Source organism: Nocardioides hungaricus (assembly GCF_054782915.1).
Window position 1 is genome coordinate 145,506 of record NZ_BAAGRO010000020.1, and the last position, 23,579, is coordinate 169,084.

General features: G+C 72.5%; 36 protein-coding genes. 26 read left to right on the forward strand and 10 right to left on the reverse strand.

Going from position 1 to position 23,579, the window contains the following annotated elements; all coding sequences use genetic code 11:
* Positions 1-4: 4 nt before the first annotated feature.
* The 3 genes from ACYVKX_RS09740 to ACYVKX_RS09750 are packed head-to-tail and all read right to left on the reverse strand — an operon-like array spanning position 5 to position 1,604.
* Positions 5-556, reverse strand: coding sequence for a hypothetical protein (locus ACYVKX_RS09740; protein WP_460831365.1), 552 nt, complete (start codon positions 554-556; stop codon positions 5-7).
* Entirely contained in the window at positions 540-1,049 is a 510-nt protein-coding gene (locus ACYVKX_RS09745) for a SigE family RNA polymerase sigma factor (RefSeq protein ID WP_460831367.1), read from the reverse strand. The genes ACYVKX_RS09740 and ACYVKX_RS09745 overlap by 17 nt, the downstream gene beginning before the upstream one ends.
* A 54-nt stretch (positions 1,050-1,103) precedes the next feature.
* A complete protein-coding gene (locus tag ACYVKX_RS09750) occupies positions 1,104-1,604 on the reverse strand; it encodes a nuclear transport factor 2 family protein (RefSeq protein ID WP_460831370.1) in 501 nt (166 codons plus the stop codon).
* Between the two features lie 109 nt (positions 1,605-1,713).
* Here ACYVKX_RS09750 and ACYVKX_RS09755 point away from each other — a divergent pair, with 109 nt between their 5' ends.
* Genes ACYVKX_RS09755 through ACYVKX_RS09765 form a run of 3 tightly spaced genes read left to right on the forward strand, consistent with a single transcriptional unit; the run spans position 1,714 to position 5,352 of the window.
* Entirely contained in the window at positions 1,714-2,406 is a 693-nt protein-coding gene (locus ACYVKX_RS09755; RefSeq protein WP_460831372.1) for a response regulator transcription factor, read from the forward strand.
* Between the two features lie 3 nt (positions 2,407-2,409).
* On the forward strand, positions 2,410-4,107 hold the full coding sequence (locus tag ACYVKX_RS09760) for a sensor histidine kinase (protein WP_460831375.1): 1,698 nt from the start codon (positions 2,410-2,412) through the stop codon (positions 4,105-4,107).
* 45 nt (positions 4,108-4,152) lie between these two features.
* Entirely contained in the window at positions 4,153-5,352 is a 1,200-nt protein-coding gene (locus ACYVKX_RS09765; RefSeq protein ID WP_460831378.1) for an alpha/beta hydrolase, read from the forward strand.
* 314 nt (positions 5,353-5,666) lie between these two features.
* Here the strand turns inward: ACYVKX_RS09765 and ACYVKX_RS09770 are convergent, their stop codons facing one another.
* Positions 5,667-6,134 carry a DUF6314 family protein gene (locus ACYVKX_RS09770; protein WP_460831383.1) on the reverse strand — a complete coding sequence of 156 codons (468 nt, stop codon included), beginning with the start codon at positions 6,132-6,134 and terminating at the stop codon, positions 5,667-5,669.
* A gap of 74 nt (positions 6,135-6,208) precedes the next feature.
* Between ACYVKX_RS09770 and ACYVKX_RS09775 the strand changes: the two genes are divergently transcribed.
* Positions 6,209-6,658: a ribonuclease H family protein gene (locus ACYVKX_RS09775; RefSeq protein WP_460831386.1), complete on the forward strand. Its 450-nt coding sequence runs from the start codon at positions 6,209-6,211 to the stop codon at positions 6,656-6,658.
* A 70-nt stretch (positions 6,659-6,728) separates the two neighbouring features.
* On the forward strand, positions 6,729-7,805 hold the full coding sequence (locus ACYVKX_RS09780) for an exonuclease/endonuclease/phosphatase family protein (RefSeq protein WP_460831388.1): 1,077 nt from the start codon (positions 6,729-6,731) through the stop codon (positions 7,803-7,805).
* A 55-nt stretch (positions 7,806-7,860) separates the two neighbouring features.
* Here the strand turns inward: ACYVKX_RS09780 and ACYVKX_RS09785 are convergent, their stop codons facing one another.
* The 6 genes from ACYVKX_RS09785 to ACYVKX_RS09810 are packed head-to-tail and all read right to left on the reverse strand — an operon-like array spanning position 7,861 to position 13,417.
* Positions 7,861-9,153: a DUF58 domain-containing protein gene (locus ACYVKX_RS09785; protein ID WP_460831390.1), complete on the reverse strand. Its 1,293-nt coding sequence runs from the start codon at positions 9,151-9,153 to the stop codon at positions 7,861-7,863.
* A 10-nt stretch (positions 9,154-9,163) separates the two neighbouring features.
* Positions 9,164-10,129, reverse strand: coding sequence for an AAA family ATPase (locus tag ACYVKX_RS09790; protein ID WP_460831392.1), 966 nt, complete (start codon positions 10,127-10,129; stop codon positions 9,164-9,166).
* The gene (locus ACYVKX_RS09795; RefSeq protein WP_460831394.1) at positions 10,126-11,220 is read right to left on the reverse strand and encodes a DUF4350 domain-containing protein; all 1,095 of its coding nucleotides are present in this window, start codon (positions 11,218-11,220) and stop codon (positions 10,126-10,128) included. Before ACYVKX_RS09795 ends, ACYVKX_RS09790 begins: the two co-directional genes overlap by 4 nt.
* The gene (locus ACYVKX_RS09800) at positions 11,217-11,813 is read right to left on the reverse strand and encodes a DUF4129 domain-containing protein (RefSeq protein ID WP_460831396.1); all 597 of its coding nucleotides are present in this window, start codon (positions 11,811-11,813) and stop codon (positions 11,217-11,219) included. Before ACYVKX_RS09800 ends, ACYVKX_RS09795 begins: the two co-directional genes overlap by 4 nt.
* Positions 11,810-12,892, reverse strand: coding sequence for a hypothetical protein (locus ACYVKX_RS09805; protein WP_460831398.1), 1,083 nt, complete (start codon positions 12,890-12,892; stop codon positions 11,810-11,812). Before ACYVKX_RS09805 ends, ACYVKX_RS09800 begins: the two co-directional genes overlap by 4 nt.
* 33 nt (positions 12,893-12,925) lie before the next feature.
* Entirely contained in the window at positions 12,926-13,417 is a 492-nt protein-coding gene (locus tag ACYVKX_RS09810; RefSeq protein ID WP_460831401.1) for a carboxymuconolactone decarboxylase family protein, read from the reverse strand.
* 412 nt (positions 13,418-13,829) lie between these two features.
* Here ACYVKX_RS09810 and rpsJ point away from each other — a divergent pair, with 412 nt between their 5' ends.
* From rpsJ to rplO, 21 genes are all read left to right on the forward strand, one after another.
* Entirely contained in the window at positions 13,830-14,138 is a 309-nt protein-coding gene (gene rpsJ / locus ACYVKX_RS09815) for a 30S ribosomal protein S10 (RefSeq protein WP_008360994.1), read from the forward strand.
* A 10-nt stretch (positions 14,139-14,148) separates the two neighbouring features.
* The gene (gene rplC, locus ACYVKX_RS09820) at positions 14,149-14,820 is read left to right on the forward strand and encodes a 50S ribosomal protein L3 (RefSeq protein ID WP_460831403.1); all 672 of its coding nucleotides are present in this window, start codon (positions 14,149-14,151) and stop codon (positions 14,818-14,820) included.
* Between the two features lie 110 nt (positions 14,821-14,930).
* Complete coding sequence (gene rplD / locus ACYVKX_RS09825; protein WP_460831648.1) at positions 14,931-15,524, forward strand: 50S ribosomal protein L4; 594 nt, start codon at positions 14,931-14,933, stop codon at positions 15,522-15,524.
* Positions 15,521-15,826: a 50S ribosomal protein L23 gene (gene rplW / locus ACYVKX_RS09830; RefSeq protein WP_460831405.1), complete on the forward strand. Its 306-nt coding sequence runs from the start codon at positions 15,521-15,523 to the stop codon at positions 15,824-15,826. Before rplD ends, rplW begins: the two co-directional genes overlap by 4 nt.
* A gap of 28 nt (positions 15,827-15,854) precedes the next feature.
* Entirely contained in the window at positions 15,855-16,691 is an 837-nt protein-coding gene (rplB, locus tag ACYVKX_RS09835; RefSeq protein ID WP_460831408.1) for a 50S ribosomal protein L2, read from the forward strand.
* A 5-nt stretch (positions 16,692-16,696) separates the two neighbouring features.
* On the forward strand, positions 16,697-16,978 hold the full coding sequence (gene rpsS, locus ACYVKX_RS09840; RefSeq protein WP_343909183.1) for a 30S ribosomal protein S19: 282 nt from the start codon (positions 16,697-16,699) through the stop codon (positions 16,976-16,978).
* Positions 16,975-17,397, forward strand: coding sequence for a 50S ribosomal protein L22 (gene rplV, locus ACYVKX_RS09845; RefSeq protein ID WP_460831415.1), 423 nt, complete (start codon positions 16,975-16,977; stop codon positions 17,395-17,397). The genes rpsS and rplV overlap by 4 nt, the downstream gene beginning before the upstream one ends.
* A 3-nt stretch (positions 17,398-17,400) precedes the next feature.
* On the forward strand, positions 17,401-18,234 hold the full coding sequence (rpsC, locus tag ACYVKX_RS09850) for a 30S ribosomal protein S3 (protein ID WP_460831419.1): 834 nt from the start codon (positions 17,401-17,403) through the stop codon (positions 18,232-18,234).
* 5 nt (positions 18,235-18,239) lie between these two features.
* Complete coding sequence (gene rplP / locus ACYVKX_RS09855) at positions 18,240-18,659, forward strand: 50S ribosomal protein L16 (RefSeq protein ID WP_460831421.1); 420 nt, start codon at positions 18,240-18,242, stop codon at positions 18,657-18,659.
* A complete protein-coding gene (rpmC, locus tag ACYVKX_RS09860; RefSeq protein WP_460831425.1) occupies positions 18,659-18,898 on the forward strand; it encodes a 50S ribosomal protein L29 in 240 nt (79 codons plus the stop codon). The genes rplP and rpmC overlap by 1 nt, the downstream gene beginning before the upstream one ends.
* Positions 18,895-19,176 carry a 30S ribosomal protein S17 gene (gene rpsQ / locus ACYVKX_RS09865; RefSeq protein WP_460831428.1) on the forward strand — a complete coding sequence of 94 codons (282 nt, stop codon included), beginning with the start codon at positions 18,895-18,897 and terminating at the stop codon, positions 19,174-19,176. Before rpmC ends, rpsQ begins: the two co-directional genes overlap by 4 nt.
* Before the next feature lie 92 nt (positions 19,177-19,268).
* Positions 19,269-19,637: a 50S ribosomal protein L14 gene (rplN, locus tag ACYVKX_RS09870; RefSeq protein WP_205473917.1), complete on the forward strand. Its 369-nt coding sequence runs from the start codon at positions 19,269-19,271 to the stop codon at positions 19,635-19,637.
* Positions 19,638-19,640: 3 nt separating this feature from the next.
* The gene (gene rplX, locus ACYVKX_RS09875) at positions 19,641-20,006 is read left to right on the forward strand and encodes a 50S ribosomal protein L24 (RefSeq protein WP_460831431.1); all 366 of its coding nucleotides are present in this window, start codon (positions 19,641-19,643) and stop codon (positions 20,004-20,006) included.
* Positions 20,006-20,581 carry a 50S ribosomal protein L5 gene (rplE, locus tag ACYVKX_RS09880; RefSeq protein WP_460831433.1) on the forward strand — a complete coding sequence of 192 codons (576 nt, stop codon included), beginning with the start codon at positions 20,006-20,008 and terminating at the stop codon, positions 20,579-20,581. The genes rplX and rplE overlap by 1 nt, the downstream gene beginning before the upstream one ends.
* Position 20,582: 1 nt before the next feature.
* Complete coding sequence (locus ACYVKX_RS09885; protein WP_194698512.1) at positions 20,583-20,768, forward strand: type Z 30S ribosomal protein S14; 186 nt, start codon at positions 20,583-20,585, stop codon at positions 20,766-20,768.
* A 70-nt stretch (positions 20,769-20,838) separates the two neighbouring features.
* Positions 20,839-21,246: a 30S ribosomal protein S8 gene (gene rpsH / locus ACYVKX_RS09890; protein WP_459973401.1), complete on the forward strand. Its 408-nt coding sequence runs from the start codon at positions 20,839-20,841 to the stop codon at positions 21,244-21,246.
* 29 nt (positions 21,247-21,275) lie between these two features.
* The gene (gene rplF / locus ACYVKX_RS09895; protein WP_460831436.1) at positions 21,276-21,815 is read left to right on the forward strand and encodes a 50S ribosomal protein L6; all 540 of its coding nucleotides are present in this window, start codon (positions 21,276-21,278) and stop codon (positions 21,813-21,815) included.
* 2 nt (positions 21,816-21,817) lie between these two features.
* Complete coding sequence (gene rplR / locus ACYVKX_RS09900) at positions 21,818-22,201, forward strand: 50S ribosomal protein L18 (RefSeq protein ID WP_460831650.1); 384 nt, start codon at positions 21,818-21,820, stop codon at positions 22,199-22,201.
* Between the two features lie 34 nt (positions 22,202-22,235).
* Complete coding sequence (gene rpsE / locus ACYVKX_RS09905; protein ID WP_460831438.1) at positions 22,236-22,850, forward strand: 30S ribosomal protein S5; 615 nt, start codon at positions 22,236-22,238, stop codon at positions 22,848-22,850.
* The gene (rpmD, locus tag ACYVKX_RS09910) at positions 22,850-23,032 is read left to right on the forward strand and encodes a 50S ribosomal protein L30 (RefSeq protein ID WP_378562101.1); all 183 of its coding nucleotides are present in this window, start codon (positions 22,850-22,852) and stop codon (positions 23,030-23,032) included. The genes rpsE and rpmD overlap by 1 nt, the downstream gene beginning before the upstream one ends.
* A gap of 1 nt (position 23,033) precedes the next feature.
* Positions 23,034-23,474, forward strand: coding sequence for a 50S ribosomal protein L15 (rplO, locus tag ACYVKX_RS09915; RefSeq protein WP_460831441.1), 441 nt, complete (start codon positions 23,034-23,036; stop codon positions 23,472-23,474).
* The last annotated feature ends 105 nt before the right edge of the window (positions 23,475-23,579 follow it).

A 23,579-nucleotide genomic window follows, 5' to 3' on the forward strand; every position in this document is an offset into this window, starting at 1 on the left:
GAGCTCAGCGCTCGACGGCCGGCGCCCCGCTCGGCTCGCCCTCGAGCAGGCTGGCGAGCTGCTCGTCGGTCCACGTCGGCGAGAGGACCGCGTACATCGCGCCGCCGATGGCGGTCGACGGGCGCACCCAGACGCCGCGGTCGCCGGACCCGTCGTCCGTGCCGGCCCAGGCCTTCACGCCCTCGGGCGCGTCGATCGGCTTCGCGTCCGCCGGCAGCGAGACGTCGCCGAGCATCGCGTAGAGGTCGTTGACGGGCTGCTCCCCGGCGGCGTAGCGGTAGGTGAAGGAGTAGCCGGCGACCCGGATCGTGTCGGTCACCATGCGTGGCGCCACGGGGCCCTGCGTCGGCGTCGCCTCGGGCGCCGGGGCTGGTGCCTCGGCCGAGCCGGCCCAGACGACGGCCAGGGTCGCGGCGGCGACCGCGGTCGCCGCGAGGGGTACGCCGACGGCGAGCCGGTTGCGCGGTGTCGGCACGCGTCCGGCGTACCGCAGGTCGGTGGTGGTGTCGCGGAACGCGGCGCGGAGCTCGGTGGTCAGGTCATCGTCGGTCAGCATCGGCGGTCTCCTTCTGTGAGGTGAGTGCGGCGCGGAGTCGCCCCAGCGCACGCGAGGTCTGTGACTTGACGGTGCCGGCCGAGCAGCCGAGCGCGGCCGCGGTGTCCTCGACGCTGAGATCGTCGAAGTAGCGCAGCACGAGCACGGCCCGCTGGCCCGGCGGCAGCCCACGGGTGGCCCGCAGCAGCAGGTCCCGGTCCAGGACCGCATCGTCCGTGGGTGCCTCGACGTCGGTGTCGAACGCGGTCTCCGCGGGCCGGCGGGCGAGCGTGCGCCACCGGTCCTTGGCGAGGTTCACCAGCACCCGGCGGGCGTACCCCTCCGGCTGCTGCCGCGCCGTACGCCACCGGCGGGCGGTGCGCAGGAGCGCGGTCTGCACGAGGTCCTCGGCATGGCCGCGGTCGCCGCACAGCAGGTACGCCGTGCGCAGCAGCCGGTCCGAGGACTCCGCGACGAACGCCTCGAACGGGCGCTTGTCGGCTGCCGGGATCATCGGAGGCTCCGTCTGGTCACACTCACAAGAACTCCGGAGGAGGTGCGCGGGTTGTCAGCCTCCGAACATACCCATCCACGCGTCGGCCTCGGGCGTCGTGCGGCCGTGCTCCTGCGCGACCCGGTACCACCGCTGGGTCGCGCGCAGGAACGTCGCCGGGTTGTAGACGTCCTCCTCGCGCGACCACAGCCCGTCGCCGGCGTAGGTGAGGATCGTGATGTTGCCGGCGCCGTGCCGCTCGCCGTCGCCGGGGTCGGGCAGGTCGTTCCAGACCTCGCAGACGATCCGGCCGCGCTCCTCGTCCACGACGTGCCACTCGATCGGGAAGTGCGGCATCGCGCTCCCGGGGAACGCCGTCATCGTGCGCACGATCCAGTCCCGGATCTGCTCGCGGCCGGCGAAGGTGCCGTAGGCGTGCTCGCGGTACGTCGCGTCCTCGGTGAACAGGTCGGCGAAGCGGGCCCAGTCGCCGGAGCCGGCGATCCGCTCGACCTCGTCCTGGTAGTCCCGGAAGGCGGTCTCGAGCTCGGCGTGGGAGAACTGGTTGCTGGCCATGCCTGGGACTGTAGGACGCCGGCGGGCGAAGTGGAACATGTTCTCGCCGAGGCGCTCGCCTGACACTTCCCTGACACGGCCCTGACACGGCCCGCGTAGGGTCGCGGGCGTGGCGCGGATCCTGGTCGCGGAGGACGACCCGAAGCAGGCGGAGCTGATCCGGCGGTACGCCGTCGCGGAGGGCCACGACGTCACCGTGGTCTCGGACGGCCGGGCCGCGGTCGACGAGGTCCGCCGGCGAGTGCCGGAGCTGCTCGTGCTCGACGTGATGATGCCGCGCCTGGACGGCCGCGACGTCTGCCGCATCCTGCGGGCAGCGCCCGAGACCGAGACGCTCCCGATCCTGATGCTGACGGCGCTCGCCGGCGAGGACGACCTCCTCGACGGACTGGACCTCGGCGCCGACGACTACCTCACCAAGCCGTACAGTCCGCGCGAGCTGATGGCCCGCTCCCGTTCTCTCCTGCGCCGCGGCCGGCAGGCGTCGCGCGGCGCGGCGCGGCCGCCGGTGGTGGCGGGCGAGCTGGTCGTCACGCCGGCCACCCACGAGGTGCGCTACCTCGGCGCGGTCGTCGAGTGCACGCCCGGCGAGTTCGCGCTGCTGGAGGTCCTGGTGGCCGAGCCCGGGAGGGTCTTCAGCCGCGAGCAGCTGCTGCGTGAGCTGCACGGTCCGCACGGCCCGGCCGACCACGTCACCCGGCGTACCGTCGACGTGCACGTGGCGAACCTGCGCAAGAAGCTCGAGCCCGCGCTGATCCGCACCGTGTACGGCGTCGGGTACTCCCTCGCCGTCCGGGCGTGACCCGTGGCCGACGTCCGGGTGCCGTGGCGCCGCAGCCTGCTGGTGCGGATCTTCGGCGTCGGAGCATTGATCGCCCTGGTCGCCATCGCCGCCGCCACCTGGGCGACCGTGCGCGCGACGACCGTCGCGGTGCGCGAGGAGCAGCAGGACTCGCTGCACACCGACGCCCGGATCTACGCCGCCCTCGTCGGCTACGCCGCGACGAACAGCCGGTGGTCCGGCGCGCGCGGCCTGGTCGAGCGGCTGGCCGGCGACGCCGGCCGGCAGGTGACGGTCACCGACCGGGCCGGGCGGGTGCTGGTCGACTCCGCGGGCGACCGCGGTCGCCGCTCGCTCCTGGACGCGCGGGCGACTCTCGACGCCCTCGACGTCGACCCGGTGCTGCTGGCGGGCACCCGAGTCGCCCCGACCCCGGCGCCGTCGGCCGTCACCGCGGCGCAGTGCGCCCCGGGGTCCGACTGCCGCTGGACGACGATCGAGCCGCCGGGAGTGGTCGACGCCCGCGTCGTACCTCTCGCGACCGCGTCGGACGGCTCGCCGGCCGAGGAGCTGACGGCCGAGCAGCAACCGCGGGGCTGGCAGGCGCTGCGTGACGAGGTCGACGCCTGTCTGGCCCGCGCCGGCCTGCCCCCCTCGACCGGCCTGACGGGGACCTTCGGGGTGGTGGTGCCCTACGAGCGCCGGCCCGGCGCGGTCGCCGGGTGCGCCGACCAGGCGCGCCGCAGCTGGTACGCCGGCCAGGTGGCCGCCCCGGCGCTGCTCTTCGTCAGTGGGGACGAGCGCTCGGCCGAGGTCTTCTGGGACTTCTCGCGCACCAGTCAGGTGCGGATCGCGCTCCTGGCGGGCGGGGTGCTGCTGGTGACCCTCGTGCTCTGCCTGATGCTGGCCGGCAGCGTCGTCCGGCCCCTGCGGAGGATGGCCGTCGCCGCCCGGAGCGCCGGCGCGGGAGATCTCGACGCCCGGGTGCCGTACCGCCACCGCGACGAGGTCGGCGAGGTGGCGCTGGCGTTCAACCAGATGGCCGAGCGCCGCCAGCAGTTGGAGGAGGCGCGCCGGCGCATGGTCGGCGACGTCTCCCACGAGCTGCGCACCCCGATCGCGAACGTGCGCGGCTGGCTGGAGGCCGCCGAGGACGGCCTCGTGGAGCCCGGCGACCGGTTGCTGTCCAGCCTGCATGAGGAGACGCTGCACCTGCAGCGGCTCGTCGACGACCTGCACGACCTCACCCTCGGCGACGCCGGCGAGCTGCGGCTGGAGCCGGTCGAGATCGAGGTCGACGTCTTCCTCGGCCAGGTCGCCGACTCCTTCCGCGGTGCGGCCGGGTCGGCCGGGGTCGAGGTCCGCGTCGACGCCGCGCCCGGTGCGGTGCTGTTCGCCGACCCGGTGCGCGTCCGCCAGGCCGTGGGCAACCTGGTCGCCAACGCCCTGCGGCACACCCCGGCCGGCGGCACCATCACCTTGCGCGGACGGCCGGGGACCGTCGAGGTGGCCGACACGGGCGCCGGCATCCCGGCTGCCGACCTGCCGCATGTCTTCGAGCGGTTCCGCCGGGCCGACGGCGCGCGCAGCAGGGCGACCGGCGGCAGCGGGCTGGGGCTGGCGATCGTGCGTCAGATCGCCGAGGCGCATGGCGGTACGGCGAGGATCGAGAGCACCGTCGGTACCGGCACGACCGTCCGGATCGACCTGCCCGGATCCTGACTCCGACCTGACAACTCCCTGACATCGGCACGACAGGGTCGGCACATGAGAAGGCTCCTCCTCGTCCTCGCGCTGGCCCTGGGCACGCTGGCCACCGTCCCCGCCCCCGCTCCGGCCGCTGCTCCCCAGCGGGATGCGCAGCGGCGCGTCCAGGTCTACGACTACGACCTCGGCGACGCGGCGTTCCGGGTCCCCGGCTTCAACGCGATCACGGCGAACGGGATGCCGGCCGAGCGCCTCGCGCCCCTCGAGCTGACCGGCCGGGTCTACGCGCCCGCCGGTGCCGCGGGGCAACGGCTGCCGCTGGCGGTGCTCGCCCACGGTCTGTTCTGGACCTGCGCGAACGACGCCACCGGCAAGCTGGCGCCGGTCTGGCCGTGCCGGGGTCGGATGACGAGCATCCGCAGCGACCGCGGCTACGACTACCTGGGCCGCACCCTCGCCGCGCGGGGCATGGTCGTGGTCTCGGTCGGCATGAACGGCGTCAACGCCGGGGAGATGGGCGAGGTCGGCGATCGAGCCCGCGGCCAGGTGGTCTACCAGCACCTGCGGATGTGGCGCCGACTCGTCAGGACCGGTGCCGGTCCGCTGGCGGGCGCGTTCACCGAGCGGGGCACCCGCCGACCGGCGAACCCGGACTTCCGCGGCGCCGTCGACCTCCGCAACGTGGGCCTGCTCGGCCACTCCCGCGGTGGGCGCGGGGTGATGTGGGCCGCAGCCGATGTCCAGCGCGACCGGGTGCCGCGCGGCGTACGCCTCCGTGCCGTGTTCGGGATGGCGGCCGCGGAGCCGCCGTTCCTGGACCGCCGGGCGCGCCGCCTCCGGGTCTCGAGGGTGCCGGTGATGACCTGGATCGGCGGCTGCGACGCCACGGGCGACGACTCCTACAACCGGCTGGCCCGTCGCGGCGACAATCCCGTCAACATCGCGATCACCGTCGCCGGTGCCAACCACAACAACCTCAACGAGCGCTGGGCCGCCGAGAGCGGGCGTCCCGGCGGCACGGACGACGCCACCCATCCCGACGGTCAGCCCGGCCGGTGCTACGCCGCCGACGGGTCGGGACTGCAGGAGACCCTCGGCTACCGCCCCGAGCAGCGGGTCGCGGCGACGTACGTCGGGGCGTTCTTCGCCCGCTACCTCCAAGGCGACCGGCGGTACGACGCCGTACTCACCGGGGAGCAGCAGCCGGTGAGCGACCTGGCCCGGGTCGACGTGCGCTGGTACCAGCCCCGCCAGGGCTGAGCGGCCGCCCGGCGGCTGGGGGTCCGGGGCGTCTGCTCCGGCCCGCTCCGGCCCGGGTTGGTCGCCCGCATGCTTGTCAGCCTCTTCCTGCGCTTGTCGGGGGTTGCAACGCCTGACAACGTCAGGGATCCCCGGTCAGCCGGGGATTCCGTCACGGGCTGACCGGGGACCCCGCAGGCGGCCCAGCAGCCACTGCCGAGAGCCCCGCGGGACTGATCCGGCACCGGGTGAGCTCGCTCGGACGCCACCGGCAGCGCCGTGCCCATCTCGATGGCGGGCAAGTTGCGCCGACTCGCGTCCCCGAGCTGGGCAAGTCACGCCGAGTCGCGCGTGGCCGGGCGGCGGCCGGAGTGGATCGTGTGCATGACGTAGTCCTTCTCCGGCCCGGTCGCCCGCCACTCGACGGTCCACCGCTGGACGACCCTCCGCTCGACGGTCCCAGGATCGGCCGGGGTTGGGTCGTCGGCGGTGACCAGCCCGACGTAGGTGTCGGGGGAGCAGGGGTGGGTGACCCGCTCGCCGACCGCCCAGCGGTGGAAGGGCCGGCCGTCGGAGAACTCCACCGCCCACGAACCGTCCGGAGCCGGTACGGCGTACAGCGTCCGCGAGACCGGCACGGCATGCCCGTCCCAGCTCATCGTCCCCTCCTCGTCCCAGCGCACCCGGCCGTCCGGCTCCGGCGTCAGCGTCACCGTGCCGCGCACGTCCCGCCGCTCCCCGTTCCGGTGGTCGTCGACCACCCGCACCAGGTCCCAGGTGCCGAGCAGGTCGAGGGGGGTCATGCCCTGCAAGGTAGCCCGAGCCGCTGTGCGAGGGTGCTCCCGTGCCGCCCCGCAAGCGAGCCCCGCGTCCGCCGATGCCCGTCCCACCCGGTGCCCGGGAGGTGTTCACCGACGGCGCGTGCCGCGGCAACCCCGGTCCCGGCGGCTGGGCCTGGGCCCTCGACACGAGCGTGCACGACGCCGGTCACGAGCCGGCCACGACCAACCAGCGGATGGAGATCCGGGCCGCGCTCGAGGCGGTCCGACGGCTCGATGGCCCACTGCTGGTGGTGAGCGACTCGACGTACGTCGTCCACTGCTTCCGCGATGCCTGGTGGCGCGGCTGGCTGGACCGAGACTGGACCACCGCGGCGCGGAAGCCGGTCGCCAACCGCGACCTCTGGGAGCCGCTCGTGATGACCGTCGCCGAGCGCGGCGACGTCGCCTTCGCCTGGGTGAAGGGCCACTCCGGCCACGCGATGAACGACTTCGTCGACCGGCTCGCGGTCGCGGCGTCGCGGGCGAATCCCACGACACCCGCGTGACCTGCGAGGCCCAAGGTGCGGACGGGGCTAGCGTGACAGCCACCTGCCGACCGAGCCGAGGGGAAGCCGCGTGGTCCGACGGGTCCGTCTCGGACGCCGCCGCGAGGACGGCCGGCCTGCCTCCAGGTGGGCGGGGCCGCCGCCGCTGCTGCTGATCGTCACGGTCGCGGCGCTCGCGGTGGCGCCGTTCGTGGACCAGGACCCGGAGCCGCCGGCCCAGGTTGCCACGGCTTCGGCCTCGACCAGCCCGATGCCCAGCCCGATGCCCAGCCCGCCGACCATCCCGCCGACCATCCCGAGCACGCAGCAGCCGGCCCGCCTCGCCGCAGGTACGGCGGCCCGCGGCATCAAGCCGGTCCGGCTCAAGCCGGTGCGGGTCGGCGTCGCCAGCCTCAACATGTACCGCAAGCTCTCGGTCGCCCAGGCCCGCCAGGACGCGCTCGCGGTGACCGGCCGCCCGGCCATCGACATCGTGGGCTGGCAGGAGGCGCAGTCCTTCGGGCCCGCGCTCCGCGGCCTGCCCGGCTGGACCACGCAGACCTACGACTTCGGCGGCGGCCGCTCGGGTCTCGCGTTCTCCTGGCGCAGCGACGAGTTCCGGCTGGTCCGCGCCCGGCAGTACGTCGTGGCCGCCGGCGTCGGCCGCGACGTCGGTCGCTACCCGTTCGGCACCCGGCTGGTCGCCACCATCACCCTCGAGCACCGCGCGAGCGGCCGGCTCGTCACCGTCCTCAACACGCACCTGCCGCCGGCGATCGAGGATCTGGACCGTCCGGGCAGCTGGACCGGCACGGTCAACGCCGGCCGCGCCCGGAGCCAGCTGCGGAAGATCGCCTCACTCTGGGACGGCATCGACACGCGGTGGGTCGTCGGCGCGGGGGACTACAACTTCGACGCCCGCGCCGACGCGGGCAACCGGCCAGACGGGGGGCCGATCGACGCCCTGCGCGGCACCGCGGTCTCGTCCTACCAGGCCCTCGGCATCGACGTCGCGCCGACCTTCCCCCCGCACGGCCGCTGGATCGACTACGTCTGGGCCGACAAGCAGGGGTACGCCGACGGCCGGATCCGCTTCGCCGGCCAGTGGCTCGTGACCGGGCTGAACAGCGACCATCACGCGCTGGTCGCGCAGCTGGTCCTCTCCTGACGGGTCGTCCGCCTCTCGCGGGTCAATACGCCGCCTTCAGGCGGACGACCCGACCTCAGAGCAGCCCGCGCGCCTTGAGCGCGAGGTAGTGATCGGCCAGCGCCGGCGGCAGCCGCTCGGCGTCCGCGTCGAGCACGTCGACCCCGAGCGCGCGCAGCATCCCGGCGGTGTGCCGGCGCCGCCCGATCGCCTGTACGGCGGCGGCCGCGTCGTAGACCGCGTCCAGGTCGTCGTGGCCGGCGGCGAGCTCCTCGAGCGCGGGGTCGCGGACCGAGGCGAGCACGACCCGGTGGTGGCGGGTCAGCGTCGGCAGCACCGGCAGCAGCCCCTCCTCCACGGCGGCCGGCTCGAGCGGGGTGAGCAGCACGACCAGCGCGCGCTGCCGGCCGAGCCCGGTGACCGCGCCGGCGAGCTGGCCCCAGTCGGCCTCGGCGATGACCGGGTCGAGGTCGGCCATCGCGTCCTGGAGGCTCGCGGCCACGTCCCGCGCGCCCGCCGACCGCAGCCGGCTGCGCACCCGGCGGTCGCCGGCGAGGAAGTCGATCCGGTCGCCGGCCCGCGCCGCCAGCGCCGCGAGCAGCAGGGCGGCGTCCATCGCCGAGTCGAGCCGGGGTACGTCGCCGACCCGCCCGGCCGACGTACGCGACGTGTCGAGCACCAGCACGACGCGGCGGTCGCGCTCGGGCTGCCAGGTGCGCACCACGACCGACCGGTTGCGCGCGCTCGCGCGCCAGTCGATCGAGCGGACGTCGTCGCCGCGGACGTACTCGCGCAGCGAGTCGAACTCGGTCCCCTGCCCGCGCACGCGCACCGCCGCCCGGCCGTCGAGCTCGCGCAGCCGGGCCAGCCGGCTGGGCAGGTGCTTGCGGGACTCGAACGGCGGCAGCGACCGCACCACGCCCTCGACCGGCAGGGTGCGCTGCCGGGCCGCGAGGCCGAGCGGGCCGCGCAGCCGGACCGTCACGCCGAGGGCGCGCAGGTCGCCGCGGCGGCGGGGCAGCAGCGGCGTCCGCAGCACCGCCCGGTCGCCCGGGCCGAGCGCGAGCGGGTGCCGGTTGTCCGAGGCTCCGGCGGTGGGCTGCCAGGCATCGCGCAGCACTCCGCGCATCCGGCGCCGCCCGGGGTTGACCGCGACGAGCCGGGTCTCGGTCGGGTACCCGAGCGGCACCGTGCCGACGTCCGGCCGGGAGAGCGCCAGCACCGACGGCGACGGCGCGAGCAGCACGTCCGCCGCCACCAGCAGGCCGACGGCCAGCGCCCACAGCCACACCGTGCCCATCGACGGGCGCAGCACGACCGGCGCCACTCCCAGGAGGAGCAGCAGCGGGACCCGGCCGGTGATGGCCATCAGACCTCCATCAGCGCGGCACCGGCACCGATCCGAGCGCGGACGCGAGGACCTGGGCGACGTCGACGCCCTCGAGCTCGGCCTCGGGCCGCAGGCCGAGCCGGTGCACGAGCGTCGCGTGGGCGAGCGCCTTGACGTCGTCCGGCGTCACGAAGTCGCGGCCGGTCAGCCAGGCCCACGCCCGCGCCGAGCGCAGCAGCGCGGTGGCGCCGCGCGGGCTGACGCCGAGGCTGAGGGACGGCGACTCGCGGGTCGCCCGGGCGATGTCGACGATGTAGCCGGCGACCTCGGGCGAGACCTGCACCCGTCCGACGGCCGCGCGCCCGGCGGCGATGTCGTCCGCCCCGGCCACCGCCGTCACGCCGGCGTCCGCGATGTTGCGCGGGTCGAAGCCCTCGGCGTGCCGGCGCAGGATCTCCAGCTCGGCCGCGCGGTCCGGCACCGGCAGCACCACCTTGAGCAGGAACCGGTCGAGCTGCGCCTCGGGCAGCGGGTAGGTGCCCTCGTACTCCACCGGGTTCTGGGTCGCCGCCACCAGGAACGGCCGGGGCAGCGGCCGGGAGACGCCGTCGACCGAGACCTGGCCCTCCTCCATCGCCTCCAGCAGCGCCGACTGGGTCTTGGGCGGCGTCCGGTTGATCTCGTCGGCGAGCAGCAGGCTGGTGAAGATCGGGCCCTCGCGGAAGCTCAGCTCGCCGCGGCTGCCGTCGATCACCATCGACCCGGTGATGTCGCCGGGCATCAGGTCGGGGGTGAACTGCACCCGCCGGGTGTCCACCGACAGCGCCCCGGCGAGGGTGCGCACCAGCAGCGTCTTCGCGACACCCGGCACCCCCTCCATGAGCACATGCCCGCCGCAGAGCAGGGCGACCAGCAGCCCGGACACCGCGGCGTCCTGGCCGACGACGGCCTTCGCGACCTCGGTGCGTACGGCGGTCAGCCGCTCGCGCGCGTCTCCGGCTGGGATCTCGGTCATGGTCGGCGTACCTCTCTGTCGAGCTCGGCCAGGGCGTTGGCCAGGGCGTTGGCCAGGGCGATCAGGTCGTGGTCGGTGGTCGGTGGCGGGGCCGAGGGGCCGAGCAGCCGCTCGACCTCCTCGACCGGCCGGCCGGTGTGGCGGGCGAGGTCGCGCACCAGCGTGGCCGGGTCGGCGTGCGGTCCGAGCGCCAGCCGCTCCGCGGCCCGCCGCCGGGCGCCCGCACGGAGTGCCGCGGCCGCATGCGGCCGGTCGCCGGCCTTGCGGTAGAGCCGGCCGCGGCTGCGCGTGGTCTCGATGGCCTTGACGACGACCGGCAGCGGCTCGGTCGCGAGCGGCCCGAGCCGCCGGGCGCGCCACAGCAGCAGCCCGAGCGCCGCGAGGAGCCCGACCCAGAGCGCGGGCCGCAGCCAGTCCGGCAGCAGGGTCGCGAGGCTGACGCCGTCGCCGGCGCTCAGGTCGGCGAGGTCGGGGACGTACCAGACCAGCCGGTCGTCCTGGCCGAGCAGCCGCAGCGCGACCGCGGCGTTGTCCGCGCGCAGCACCTGGCCGTTGGAGAGCGCGTCACCGGCGCCGAGCAACACCAGCCCGGGCTCCGGCTCGGCCAGGAGCCCGCCGAAGCAGGCGCCGTCGACCGGGTACTCCAGGCCCTCGTCCGCGACCAGCTCGAGCCCGTCGTACGCCGAGCAGCCGGCCGCCCGGGGGTCCTCCAGCGAGACCCGGGCGGGCTCGGCGCGCACGCCCAGCGCCCGGGTCGTGCCCGGGCCCGGCTCGGCCAGCACCAGCGTCGCGCCGTCGGCGCTTTGGAGCAGCCGCCGGACCGTGCTTCGTCCGAGCTGGTCGGTCGAGGTCACCAGCACCGTCGTCCCGGCGTCCACGGAGGCGGCGTCGAGCGCGTCGGCGCTGCGCACCACGGTCACGTCGACGCCCTGGTCGGCGAGCACGCGGGCCACCGCCTGGGCGCCGTCCGGCGACGGGTTGTCAGGATCGAGCGGCGCGGCCCGGCGGGCGCGGCTGTCGGTGAGCGCGGCGATCGCCACGGCCACCAGCAGGGCGGCCACGACGAGGATCGTCGTGCGGTGCCGCCTCACGCCCGGACCCCCAGAGCGTCATCGAGCTCCAGCACGCCGACCGCCTGCTCGCGGGTGGCCGGCCGGTCGCCGTACCGCACCGCGTCGAAGAGCACCGCCGTCGCGTCCACCCGCCCGGCGGCCTCGGGGTACGCCGCGCCGAGCGCCGCCGCGACCTCGTGCGCGGTCGCCCCGGGCAGGTCGTCGAGCCGGCCGCGCTCGACCTGGCGCACGGCGAGTGCCCGGAAGCCCTCGACCACGGCCTCGGCGTGCCGCCCCTCCGCCAGCGCCCGCTCTGCACGCCGGCGCAGCTCGGCCGCGGTCACCACCTCGTGGATCCCCACCACGGCCCGGTCGCGGGAGGCACGCGCGGTGCCGCGGGCGCGCGAGAGCAGCCACGCGAGCGCGAGGGCCAGCAGGAGGAAGGCGACCATCGCGAGGAACGTCGAGAGCGGGGGAGCGCCGGTGGCGGCGTCGATGGCGCCGCTCACGAGCCGGTCGACCCAGTCGAAGACCTCCTCGACCAGGCTCCGGTCGCGGTACTCCGGGCGCACCAGCTCGCGCTGCAGGAGGCGACGCGCCTCGTCCGGGCCCGGGTCGAGCGACGAGATCACGAGGGCGTGATCCCGGCCCGGGCCATCAGCTCGACGTCGTACGCCTCCTTGCGCATCCGCTGGTCCAGGTACTGCAGGGACGTGACCGCCGCGCTGAACGGTGTCACGAACGCCGTCTGCACCACGGTGCCGAGCGCGGTCAGGACGACGGTGACCAGGGCGACGTACCGGCTGCCCTCCATCGCCGTCGGCACGATGGTGCTCGCGATCGAGAACGGCGCCGCGAGCACGCTGCCGGCGACGCCGGTCACCACCGCGGTGAGCAGCGCGATGCCGAAGGTGCGCCAGAACTGCCGGCGGGTGAGCCGGAAGCCGCGGCCGATCGCGGCGGTCACGCCGATCCGCTCGAGCATCAGCGCCGGGACCGGCAGGTAGTAGACGCGGATCCACCACCACGCCAGGAGGCAGAGGAACGCCGGCACCGTGATCAGCCCGAACAGCACGACCACCACGGTCGGTGCCACCAGCGCGACGGCCACCCAGAGCAGCGCGTAGAGGGCGCCGATCGCGGTGATCATCAGCCCCAGGAGCACGGCCAGCCAGATCAGCCGCCAGCGGGAGCCGCGGGTGGCGGCCCAGGCCTCGCCGAGCGAGAGCCGGCGGCCGATCGCCGCCGCGGACACGACGTGGGCGATCATCCCGGTCACCAGGATCAGGCCGAGACCCTGCAGGACGACGCCGAAGAGCAGCGACACCGCGGTGCCCAGGCCGGCGACCGTCTCGGCGTCCGACAGGTCGCCGGTGCCGTCGGCCGAGAGATCGACCAGCAGCGTCAGCAGCGCGGTCAGCAGGACCGGGATGCCCATCGAGACCGCGGCCACCAGGACCGCGGAGCCGACGGTGGCCTTCGGGTTGAACCGGATGATCCGGAACGCGCCGTCGTAGATGTCACCGAGGTTCAGCGGTCGCAGCGCGATCGCGCCGGGCTTGTGGGCGGCGCCCAGCATCCCCGGGGGCAGCATCCCCGGGGGCGGTGCCCAGGCCTGCTGCGGCGGCGGGGGCGGCGGCGTCCACCCGGGCGGGGGCGGCCCGCCGGGCGGCGTACTGCCCGGCGGTGGGTAGGACTGGTCCCCCGGCACGGGGATCATCCTGTCAGAGGACCCTCGGGGAGGTCAGTGCCGCGACAGGTGGCTCGGCAGCACGCACGCGGTGTCCAGCCCGAGCACCCGGTTCAGCCGGCCGAAGGCCAGCCACGATCCCAGGCACATGGAGAGCTCGACGATCTCCCGGTCGGTGTAGTGGGCCTTCATCCGGGTCCAGAACCCGTCCTCGAGGCCGTGGTGGTCGAGCGCGTACCGCTCGGCGTACTCCGCGGCCAGCCGGGTGCGGTCGTCGAAGTCCCGCGTCGTGCGCCAGGCCAGCACCGCGTCGGCGAAGGTGCCCTCGACCCGCACCCCGTCGCGCTCGGCGCGCCAGTCCTGGCAGAACAGGCAGCCGTTGATCTGCGCGATCCGCAGCCGGGCCGCCTCGAACTCGCGCAGCCCGAGGGTCGTGTGCTCGTAGACGCTCATCGAGAACCTCGACGCCGCGACGCCGATGTGCGGGACCAGGTCGCCCCAGACGTGCATGATGGGGTCCACGTCCTCGGGCAGATCGATGATCATGGGGCACGATAGCCCGATTTCTGGAACGCGTTCTAGGGACGTCGACCGGATTTGGCCCGTACGCGGATCTCTGCCAAGATGGTCCGGTTGCTTCGGCGGGTTGCCGGGGTGCGACCCACATCTTGACTCCTGAATCGCGTCTCCTGATGGCCTCATCAGCATGGATTCAGTGGTCCGGCGTGCGGCCGCACCGAACCTGGAGACCCGATTCGCCCGACCTGTGAACGACCGAGTCGGGTGCCACCGACACCGGCGAGATTCCCAGCGGTCTCGTGTTGTGCCCACCAGCGCGACACGCCCGACCGCGGGGGTCGGAGCCGGGAGCGGGGCGGAAGTGACGGGGACCGACTCAAGCCGGAGGACGTCCCGGACAACGCACGCGGTACCGAACCAGTGAGGACGAGAGAGACCTATGGCGGGACAGAAGATCCGCATCAGGCTCAAGGCCTATGACCACGAGGTGATCGACACCTCGGCGCGCAAGATCGTGGACACGGTCACCCGCACGGGTGCCAAGGTCGCCGGCCCGGTGCCGCTGCCGACCGAGAAGAACGTGTACTGCGTCATCCGCTCGCCCCACAAGTACAAGGACTCCCGCGAGCACTTCGAGATGCGCACGCACAAGCGCCTCATCGACATCATCGACCCCACGCCGAAGACCGTCGACTCGCTGATGCGCCTCGACCTGCCCGCCGGCGTCGACATCGAGATCAAGCTCTGAGGTTCACGAGATGACTTTCGAACGCAACGTCAAGGGCCTGGTGGGCGCCAAGCTCGGCATGACCCAGGTCTGGGACGAGAACAACCGCGTCGTCCCCGTGACCGTGATCGCCGCGGGCACCAACGTCGTGACCCAGGTCCGCACGCCCGAGACCGACGGCTACAACGCCGTCCAGGTCGGCTTCGGCGAGATCGACGGCCGCAAGGTGACCAAGCCGCAGGCCGGCCACTTCGGCAAGGCGGGGACCACGCCGCGCCGCCACGTGGTCGAGATCCGCACCGCGCTGGCCAGCGAGTACGTCGTGGGCCAGGAGCTGCCCGTCGACACCTTCGCCGCCGGCGAGGACATCGACGTCACCGGCACCAGCAAGGGCAAGGGCTTCGCCGGCACCATGAAGCGTCACGGCTTCGCCGGCGTGTCCGCCTCGCACGGTGCCCACCGCAACCACCGCAAGCCGGGCTCGATCGGCGCCTGCGCCACCCCGGGCCGCGTGTTCAAGGGCGTCCGCATGGCCGGCCGGATGGGCAGCGACACCGTCACGACCCAGAACGTCACCGTGCACGCGGTCGACACCGAGAGGGGCCTGATCCTCCTCAAGGGCGCCGTCCCCGGCCCCAAGGGCGGTCTCGTGGTTCTCCGCTCGGCCGCCAAGAACTCCCTCACCGCCGGCAAGGAGGCCTGAGCATGCCCAACTCTGACAACACGGCCACCGAGAAGACGGCCACCGAGAAGCCGGCCGCGAAGAAGACCACCGCGAAGAAGACCACCGCGCCGAAGAAGGCCAAGGTCGACCTGCCCGCGGCGATCTTCGACGTCGAGCTCAACGTGCCCCTGATCCACCAGGTCGTCGTGGCCCAGCGGGCCGCCGCGCGCCAGGGCACGCACGCCACCAAGACCCGCGGCGAGGTCCGCGGCGGCGGCCGCAAGCCGTACAAGCAGAAGGGCACCGGCCGCGCCCGCCAGGGCTCGACCCGCGCTCCGCAGTTCGTCGGCGGTGGCATCGTCCACGGCCCGCAGCCGCGCAAGTACGACCAGCGCACCCCCAAGAAGATGAAGGCCGCCGCCCTGCGCAGTGCCCTGTCCGACCGGGCGCGCAACGACCGCATCCACGTCGTGGACTCGCTCATCAGCGCCGACACCCCGTCGACCAAGGCGGCCCTGGCGGCCCTGGCGACCGTGTCGGAGCGGGGCAACTTCCTCGTGGTGCTCGAGCGGACCGACACCGTCACCTGGCTGTCGCTGCGCAACGCCCCCGAGGTGCACATCGTGGCGGTCGACCAGCTCAACACCTACGACGTGCTGGCCTGCGACGACGTCGTGTTCACCCAGGGCGCGTACGACGCCCTCGTGGGCGCCAACACCGCCACCGAGGAGGGTGCCAAGTGAGCACGCTGCACAAGGACCACCGCGACATCCTGCTCGCGCCGGTCGTGTCCGAGAAGAGCTACGGCCTCCTCGACGCGAACAAGTACACCTTCCTGGTGCACCCGGGCGCGAACAAGACCGAGATCAAGATCGCGGTCGAGAAGGTGTTCAACGTCAAGGTCACGGCCGTCAACACCATCAACCGCCCCGGCAAGACGCGTCGTACCCGCTACGGCATCGGCAAGCGCAAGGACACCAAGCGCGCCATCGTCAGCCTGGCGGAGGGTGACCGCATCGACATCTTCGGAGGCCCGGTCTCCTGACCGGCGCGGACTAGAGGACTGAAGAGACATGGCTATCCGCAAGTACAAGCCGACTACCCCGGGCCGTCGCGGCTCGTCGGTCGCCGACTTCGTCGAGATCACCCGGACCACCCCGGAGAAGTCGCTGACGCGTCCGCTGCCCAAGAAGGGCGGCCGCAACAACCAGGGCCGGATCACCACCCGGCACCAGGGCGGCGGCCACAAGCGGGCGTACCGGATCATCGACTTCCGCCGCTACGACAAGGACGGCGTGCCGGCCAAGGTCGCGCACATCGAGTACGACCCGAACCGCACCGCGCGCATCGCGCTCCTGCACTACGCCGACGGCGAGAAGCGCTACATCATCGCGCCGAAGGACCTGACGCAGGGCACCCGGGTCGAGTCGGGCCCGAACGCCGACATCAAGCCGGGCAACAACCTGCCGCTGCGCAACATCCCGGTCGGCACCACCATCCACTGCGTGGAGCTGCGTCCGGGTGGCGGCGCGAAGATCGCCCGCTCCGCCGGCAACAGCGCCCAGCTGGTCGCCCGCGAGGGCAGCCGCGCCACGCTGCGCATGCCCTCGGGCGAGATGCGCTTCGTCGACGTCCGCTGCCGCGCCACCGTCGGCGAGGTCGGCAACGCCGAGCAGTCGAACATCAACTGGGGCAAGGCCGGCCGGATGCGGTGGAAGGGCAGGCGCCCGACCGTCCGCGGTGTCGTCATGAACCCGGTCGACCACCCGCACGGCGGTGGTGAGGGCAAGACCTCCGGTGGTCGCCACCCGGTCTCGCCGTGGGGCAAGCCCGAGGGCCGCACGCGCAAGCGCAAGGCCTCCGACTCCCAGATCATCCGCCGTCGCAAGTCCGGCAAGGGTAGGAAGTAGCTGACATGCCTCGCAGCCTGAAGAAGGGCCCCTTCGTCGACGACCACCTGCAGAAGAAGGTGGACGCCGAGAACGAGAAGGGCACGCACAACGTCATCAAGACCTGGTCGCGCCGGTCGATGATCGTGCCGGACATGATCGGCCACACGATCGCCGTGCACGACGGCCGCAAGCACGTCCCGGTCTTCGTGACCGACGCGATGGTCGGTCACAAGCTCGGGGAGTTCGCTCCCACCCGCACTTACCGCGGGCACGTCAAGGAAGACCGGAAGGGGCGGCGCCGATGAGCACCACCGACCGCCAGCGCGTCAGCGCGCGCCGCGAGTCGCTGCTCGGCGACCAGCCGGGCGCGTTCGCCAGCGCCCGCTTCACGCGGATCACCCCGATGAAGGCGCGCCGGGTCGTCGACCTGGTCCGCGGCCTGCCCGTCGACGACGCCCTGTCGCTGCTGCAGTTCGCGCCGCAGGCCGCTTCGGAGACCGTCTACAAGGTGCTGGAGAGCGCCATCGCCAACGCCGAGACCACCGAGGGTCTCGACCGCGGCGACCTGGTCGTCTCCGTCGCCCAGGTCGACGAGGGTCCGACCATGAAGCGCTGGCGTCCGCGGGCCCAGGGCCGCGCGACCCGCATCAACAAGCGCACCAGCCACATCACGCTGGCCGTGCAGCCGGCCGACGTGGCGAAGTCGAAGAAGGGCGGAAAGTAACTCATGGGTCAGAAGATCAACCCGAACGGCTTCCGCCTGGGCATCTCGACCGACCACAAGAGCCGGTGGTATGCCGACAAGCTCTACAAGTCCTACGTCGGCGAGGACGTCGCCATCCGCAAGCTGCTCTCCAAGGGCATGGAGCGGGCCGGCATCGCCAAGGTCGAGATCGAGCGGACCCGCGACCGCGTCCGGGTGGACATCCACACCGCGCGTCCGGGCATCGTCATCGGCCGCCGTGGCGCCGAGGCCGACCGCATCCGCGGCGAGCTCGAGAAGCTCACCGGCAAGCAGGTCCAGCTGAACATCCTCGAGGTCAAGGCCCCCGAGATCGACGCGCAGCTGGTCGCCCAGGGCGTGGCCGAGCAGCTGTCGGGCCGCGTGCAGTTCCGGCGGGCGATGCGCAAGGCGATGCAGACCTCGATGCGCTCGGGTGCCAAGGGCATCCGGATCCAGTGCTCCGGCCGCCTCAACGGCGCCGAGATGTCGCGCACCGAGTTCTACCGCGAGGGCCGCGTGCCGCTGCACACCCTCCGCGCCGACATCGACTACGGCTTCTACGAGGCCCGCACGACCTTCGGCCGCATCGGCGTGAAGGTCTGGATCTACAAGGGCGAGGTCGCCGGCACCCGTGCCGAGCGCCAGGCCCAGGCCGCCGCCCGCGCCGGCGTTCCCGGTCGCGGTGGCCGCCCGCAGCGTGGCGGCGACCGCCCGAGCCGTGGCTCGCGCGGCGACCGCCCGTCGCGTGCGGACCGTGGCACCGAGGCCCCCGCCGCCGAGGCTCCGGCCGAGGCCGGCGCCCCGCCCCCCGCCGACACTGCACCGAAGGAGGGCTGAGCGACATGCTGATGCCCCGTCGTGTCAAGCACCGCAAGCAGCACCACCCGAAGCGGACCGGTGCGGCCAAGGGCGGCACCCGTCTCGCCTTCGGCGACTTCGGCATCCAGGCGATCGAGGGTCACTACGTGACCAACCGCCAGATCGAGTCGGCCCGTATCGCGATGACCCGTCACATCAAGCGTGGCGGCAAGGTCTGGATCAACATCTACCCGGACCGCCCGCTGACCAAGAAGCCGGCCGAGACCCGGATGGGCTCCGGCAAGGGCTCGCCCGAGTGGTGGGTCGCCAACGTGAAGCCCGGCCGGGTCATGTTCGAACTCTCCGGCGTGGATGAGGGAACCGCTCGCGAGGCCATGCGCCGCGCGATGCACAAGCTCCCGATGAAGTGCCGCTTCGTCTCCCGTGAGGCAGGTGAATTCTGATGGCCGCCACCAAGGCACACGAGCTCGACGACCTGAACGCCGTCGACCTGGAGGCCCGCCTCCGCGAGGCCAAGGAGGAGCTGTTCAACCTCCGCTTCCAGGCGGCCACCGGCCAGCTGGAGAGCCACGGCCGTCTGCGCACGGTCAAGAAGGACATCGCCCGGATCTACACCGTGGTGCGCGAGCGCGAGCTCGGCATCCGGACCGCGCCGGGCTCGACTGATGAGGACGAGAAGTGAGCCCCACCTCCGAGAGCGCCGCCACCGAGCGCAACCGCCGCAAGGTCCGCGAGGGCCTGGTCGTCAGCGACAAGATGGACAAGACCGTGGTCGTGTCCGTCGAGGACCGGGTCAAGCACGCCCTGTACGGCAAGGTCATGCGCCGCACGAGCAGGCTCAAGGCGCACGACGAGCAGAACGAGTGCGGCATCGGCGACCGGGTCCTCCTCATGGAGACCCGTCCGCTGTCGGCCACCAAGCGCTGGCGCGTCGTCGAGATCCTCGAGCGAGCCAAGTAGTCCCCCCGGCGGAGCCGGAAAGTCAACTCAGGGTTCGGCCAGGCTCGCTCACCGCTCAGGCAGCGAGAACCGGCACGACATAGGAGAAATCAATGATTCAGCAGGAGTCGCGGCTCAAGGTCGCCGACAACACCGGTGCGAAGGAGATCCTCTGCATCCGTGTTCTCGGTGGCTCGGGTCGCCGCTACGCCGGCATCGGCGACGTCATCGTCGCCACCGTCAAGGACGCGATCCCCGGTGGCAACGTGAAGAAGGGCGACGTCGTCAAGGCCGTCGTCGTGCGCACCGTCAAGGAGCGCCGCCGTCCCGACGGTTCCTACATCCGCTTCGACGAGAACGCCGCCGTGATCCTCAAGGCCGACGGCGAGCCGCGGGGCACCCGCATCTTCGGCCCCGTGGGCCGCGAGCTGCGCGAGAAGAAGTTCATGAAGATCATCTCGCTCGCACCGGAGGTGCTCTGAGGCATGGGCAAGAGCAGCGTGAACATCAAGAAGGGCGACACCGTCAAGGTGATCGCCGGCAAGGACAAGGGTGCCGAGGGCAAGGTCATCCGGGTGCTCCGCGAGGAGCAGCGGGTGATCGTCGAGGGCGTCAACCGGGTCAAGCGGCACACCAAGGTCGTCAACCAGGGCGGCCGCGCCGGCAAGACCGGCGGCATCATCACCGCCGAGGCCCCGATCCACGTGTCCAACGTGATGCTCGTCGAGGGCGACGGCGTGACCCGCATCGGCTTCCGGCGGGACCAGGTCACCAAGCGGCGTCCCGACGGCTCGACGTACGAGGCGGAGCGCTCCGTGCGCGTCTCCCGCAAGACCGGCAAGGAAATCTGATGACCCAGACCACCACCTCCGCCGCGGTCGCCCCGCGTCTGAAGACCCGCTACCGGGAGGAGATCCTCCCGGCGCTGCGGTCGGAGTTCGACATCGCGAACGTCATGCAGGTGCCCGGCCTGACCAAGATCGTGGTCAACATGGGCGTCGGCGAGGCGGCTCGCGACTCGAAGCTGATCGAGGGTGCGGTCAGGGACCTCACCGCGATCACCGGCCAGAGGCCGCTCGTGACCAAGGCCCGCAAGTCGATCGCGCAGTTCAAGCTGCGCGAGGGCATGCCGATCGGCGCGCACGCCACGCTGCGCGGCGACCGGATGTGGGAGTTCCTGGACCGCCTGCTGTCGCTCGCGCTGCCGCGCATCCGCGACTTCCGCGGCCTCAACCCGAACCAGTTCGACGGCCGGGGCAACTACACCTTCGGCCTCACCGAGCAGGTCATGTTCCACGAGATCGACCAGGACCGGATCGACCGCTCGCGGGGCATGGACATCACGATCGTCACCACCGCCACCAACGACGAGCAGGGTCGCGCGCTGCTCAAGCAGCTCGGATTTCCGTTCAAGGAGGGCAACTGACATGGCGAAGACCGCTCTGAAGGTGAAGGCCGCTCGCAAGCCGAAGTTCGCGGTGCGCGGCTACACCCGCTGCCAGCGCTGCGGCCGGCCCAAGGCCGTCTACCGCAAGTTCGGCCTGTGCCGCATCTGCCTGCGGGAGATGGCGCACCGGGGCGAGCTGCCCGGTATCACCAAGTCCTCCTGGTAATCACCTCACACACGTTGCAGGTCGCCAGTGCCCGAGTGCGCGGCGAAACCACGACGAGAAAGAACCCATCATGACGATGACCGACCCGATCGCAGACATGCTGACCCGTCTGCGCAACGCCAACCAGGCGTACCACGACGCGGTGTCCATGCCGTACAGCAAGCTGAAGCAGGGCGTCGCGGAGATCCTCCAGCAGGAGGGCTACATCACCTCGTTCGAGGTGAAGGACCCGGCCGAGGGCGAGGTGGGCAAGACGCTCACCATCACGCTCAAGTACGGCCGGAACCGGGAGCGCTCCATCGCGGGCGTCCGCCGGATCAGCAAGCCGGGCCTCCGGGTGTACGCCAAGCACACGGGTCTGCCGAAGGTGCTGGGCGGCCTCGGCGTCGCGATCATCTCGACGAGCCAGGGCCTGCTGACCGACCGCCAGGCCAACCAGAAGGGCGTGGGTGGGGAAGTCCTCGCCTACGTCTGGTGACCTCGAGATCTGCGAAGGAGTAGAAGAGCATGTCGCGCATTGGCAAGCTTCCGATCGCGGTCCCGTCTGGCGTGGACGTCGCGATCGACGGCGCGGTGGTGACCGTCAAGGGCCCCAAGGGCACCCTGTCCCACACCGTCGCGTCCCCGATCACGGTCGAGAGGGCCGACAACGTCCTGGACGTCAAGCGGCCCGACGACGAGCGGGCGAGCAAGGCCCTCCACGGCCTGACCCGCACCCTGGTCAACAACATGGTCGTCGGCGTGACCGAGGGCTACGAGAAGAAGCTCGAGATCGTGGGCGTCGGCTACCGCGTCCTGTCCAAGGGCCCGACCCAGCTGGAGTTCCAGCTCGGATACTCGCACTCGATCACGTTCAACGCCCCTGAGGGCATCACGTTCTCGGTCGAGGGCCCGACCAAGCTCGGCGTCCAGGGCATCGACAAGCAGCTCGTCGGCGAGGTTGCCGCCAACATCCGCAAGCTGCGCAAGCCTGAGCCGTACAAGGGCAAGGGCGTTCGCTACGCGGGTGAGCACATCCGCCGCAAGGTCGGAAAGGCTGGTAAGTGACCATGGCGATCTCGCTGTCGCACAACAAGCACACCGCCGCGCGCGTCAAGTCGCGCCTGCGTCGCCAGGTCCGCGGTCGCAAGAAGATCTCGGGCACTCGCGAGCGGCCGCGGCTCGTCGTGACCAAGTCGTCGAAGCACATCACCGTCCAGGTCGTCGACGACTTGGTGGGCAAGACCATCGTGTCGGCGTCCACCATGGAGGCGGACCTGCGCGGCTTCGACGGCGACAAGACCGCCAAGGCGAAGAAGGTCGGCGAGCTCGTCGCCGAGCGCGCCAAGTCGGCCGGTGTCGAGGGCGTGGTCTTCGACCGCGCCGGCAACAAGTACCACGGCCGCATCGCGGCCCTGGCCGACGGCGCCCGTTCGGGCGGCCTGAGCTTCTGATCGCACGGACCAGCAGAGAGAAGAGGAAAGTCTCATGAGCGGAGCCCAGCGCGGACAGCGCGGTGGCGAGCGCCGTGGCCGCGACGACCGTCGCGGCCAGGGTGCTGAGAAGACCGCCTACATCGAGCGCGTCGTTGCGATCAACCGTGTCGCCAAGGTCGTGAAGGGCGGTCGTCGCTTCAGCTTCACCGCCCTCGTGGTCGTCGGCGACGGCGACGGTCTCGTCGGCGTCGGCTACGGGAAGGCGAAGGAGGTGCCGGCCGCGATCGCCAAGGGCGTCGAGGAGGCCAAGAAGCACTTCTTCAAGGTTCCCCGCATCCAGGGCACCATCCCGCACCCGGTGCAGGGCGAGAAGGCGGCCGGTGTCGTCCTCCTGCGTCCGGCCGCTCCCGGTACCGGCGTCATCGCCGGTGGCCCGGTGCGTGCGGTCCTGGAGTGCGCCGGCATCCACGACGTGCTGAGCAAGTCGCTCGGCTCGTCGAACCAGATCAACATCGTCCACGCGACCGTCGAGGCGCTCCGGATGCTCGAGCAGCCCGAGGCCGTGGCCGCCCGGCGCGGCCTGCCCGTCGAGGAGGTCGCCCCGGCGGCCCTGCTCAGGGCTCGCGCCGAGGTCCCCGCGGGCGTCTCGCAGGAGGTGTCCTCCTGATGGCACAGCTCAAGGTCCGGCAGGACCGGGGCCTCGTGGGCCTCAAGAGGAACCAGCGCGAGACGCTGCGCACGCTCGGTCTCAAGCGGATCGGCGACGTGGTCGTCAAGGAGGACCGCCCGGAGATCCGCGGCATGGTCCAGACCGTCCGTCACCTCGTGACGGTCGAGGAGGTCGACTGACATGACGCTCAAGCTCCACCACCTGCGCCCGGCCCCCGGCGCCAAGACCGCGAAGACCCGGGTGGGTCGCGGTGAGGGCTCCAAGGGCAAGACCGCGGGCCGCGGCACCAAGGGCACCAAGGCCCGCTACCAGGTCCCGGCCGCCTTCGAGGGCGGCCAGATGCCGATCCACATGCGGCTGCCGAAGCTCAAGGGCTTCAAGAACCCGTTCAAGGTCGAGTTCCAGGTCGTGAACGTGGACCGCCTGGGCGAGCTCTTCCCCGACGGCGGCGCCGTGACGGTCGACGATCTGGTCGCCAAGGGCGCCGTCCGCGACGGCCACCCGGTCAAGGTCCTCGGCCAGGGCAAGCTGTCGGTGGCCGTCCAGGTGAGCGCGAACGCGTTCTCCGGCTCGGCCAAGGAGAAGATCGAGGCGGCCGGCGGCACCGTCACCACGGTGTGAGCCGGAATGATCCCGTGCTCCGGGCGCGGTGGTCCTGTCGCCGTACAGGACCACCGCGCCCGACGCGCATTCAGGGGTTGACCTGGTGACTGTTAGGCTTCCCCG

Excerpts from the sequence above, each read along its gene's own strand:
- ACYVKX_RS09740 (WP_460831365.1), bottom strand. The coding sequence starts at position 556 with ATGCTGACCGACGATGACCTGACCACCGAGCTCCGCGCCGCGTTCCGC.
- ACYVKX_RS09745 (WP_460831367.1), bottom strand. The coding sequence starts at position 1,049 with ATGATCCCGGCAGCCGACAAGCGCCCGTTCGAGGCGTTCGTCGCGGAG.
- ACYVKX_RS09750 (WP_460831370.1), bottom strand. The coding sequence starts at position 1,604 with ATGGCCAGCAACCAGTTCTCCCACGCCGAGCTCGAGACCGCCTTCCGG.
- ACYVKX_RS09765 (WP_460831378.1), top strand. The coding sequence starts at position 4,153 with ATGAGAAGGCTCCTCCTCGTCCTCGCGCTGGCCCTGGGCACGCTGGCC.
- ACYVKX_RS09770 (WP_460831383.1), bottom strand. The coding sequence starts at position 6,134 with ATGACCCCCCTCGACCTGCTCGGCACCTGGGACCTGGTGCGGGTGGTC.
- ACYVKX_RS09775 (WP_460831386.1), top strand. The coding sequence starts at position 6,209 with ATGCCCGTCCCACCCGGTGCCCGGGAGGTGTTCACCGACGGCGCGTGC.
- ACYVKX_RS09785 (WP_460831390.1), bottom strand. The coding sequence starts at position 9,153 with ATGGCCATCACCGGCCGGGTCCCGCTGCTGCTCCTCCTGGGAGTGGCG.
- ACYVKX_RS09790 (WP_460831392.1), bottom strand. The coding sequence starts at position 10,129 with ATGACCGAGATCCCAGCCGGAGACGCGCGCGAGCGGCTGACCGCCGTA.
- ACYVKX_RS09810 (WP_460831401.1), bottom strand. The coding sequence starts at position 13,417 with ATGATCATCGATCTGCCCGAGGACGTGGACCCCATCATGCACGTCTGG.
- rpsJ (WP_008360994.1), top strand. The coding sequence starts at position 13,830 with ATGGCGGGACAGAAGATCCGCATCAGGCTCAAGGCCTATGACCACGAG.
- rplC (WP_460831403.1), top strand. The coding sequence starts at position 14,149 with ATGACTTTCGAACGCAACGTCAAGGGCCTGGTGGGCGCCAAGCTCGGC.
- rplB (WP_460831408.1), top strand. The coding sequence starts at position 15,855 with ATGGCTATCCGCAAGTACAAGCCGACTACCCCGGGCCGTCGCGGCTCG.
- rpsS (WP_343909183.1), top strand. The coding sequence starts at position 16,697 with ATGCCTCGCAGCCTGAAGAAGGGCCCCTTCGTCGACGACCACCTGCAG.
- rplV (WP_460831415.1), top strand. The coding sequence starts at position 16,975 with ATGAGCACCACCGACCGCCAGCGCGTCAGCGCGCGCCGCGAGTCGCTG.
- rpsC (WP_460831419.1), top strand. The coding sequence starts at position 17,401 with ATGGGTCAGAAGATCAACCCGAACGGCTTCCGCCTGGGCATCTCGACC.
- rplP (WP_460831421.1), top strand. The coding sequence starts at position 18,240 with ATGCTGATGCCCCGTCGTGTCAAGCACCGCAAGCAGCACCACCCGAAG.
- rpmC (WP_460831425.1), top strand. The coding sequence starts at position 18,659 with ATGGCCGCCACCAAGGCACACGAGCTCGACGACCTGAACGCCGTCGAC.
- rplN (WP_205473917.1), top strand. The coding sequence starts at position 19,269 with ATGATTCAGCAGGAGTCGCGGCTCAAGGTCGCCGACAACACCGGTGCG.
- rplX (WP_460831431.1), top strand. The coding sequence starts at position 19,641 with ATGGGCAAGAGCAGCGTGAACATCAAGAAGGGCGACACCGTCAAGGTG.
- rplE (WP_460831433.1), top strand. The coding sequence starts at position 20,006 with ATGACCCAGACCACCACCTCCGCCGCGGTCGCCCCGCGTCTGAAGACC.
- ACYVKX_RS09885 (WP_194698512.1), top strand. The coding sequence starts at position 20,583 with ATGGCGAAGACCGCTCTGAAGGTGAAGGCCGCTCGCAAGCCGAAGTTC.
- rpsH (WP_459973401.1), top strand. The coding sequence starts at position 20,839 with ATGACGATGACCGACCCGATCGCAGACATGCTGACCCGTCTGCGCAAC.
- rplF (WP_460831436.1), top strand. The coding sequence starts at position 21,276 with ATGTCGCGCATTGGCAAGCTTCCGATCGCGGTCCCGTCTGGCGTGGAC.
- rplR (WP_460831650.1), top strand. The coding sequence starts at position 21,818 with ATGGCGATCTCGCTGTCGCACAACAAGCACACCGCCGCGCGCGTCAAG.
- rpsE (WP_460831438.1), top strand. The coding sequence starts at position 22,236 with ATGAGCGGAGCCCAGCGCGGACAGCGCGGTGGCGAGCGCCGTGGCCGC.
- rpmD (WP_378562101.1), top strand. The coding sequence starts at position 22,850 with ATGGCACAGCTCAAGGTCCGGCAGGACCGGGGCCTCGTGGGCCTCAAG.
- rplO (WP_460831441.1), top strand. The coding sequence starts at position 23,034 with ATGACGCTCAAGCTCCACCACCTGCGCCCGGCCCCCGGCGCCAAGACC.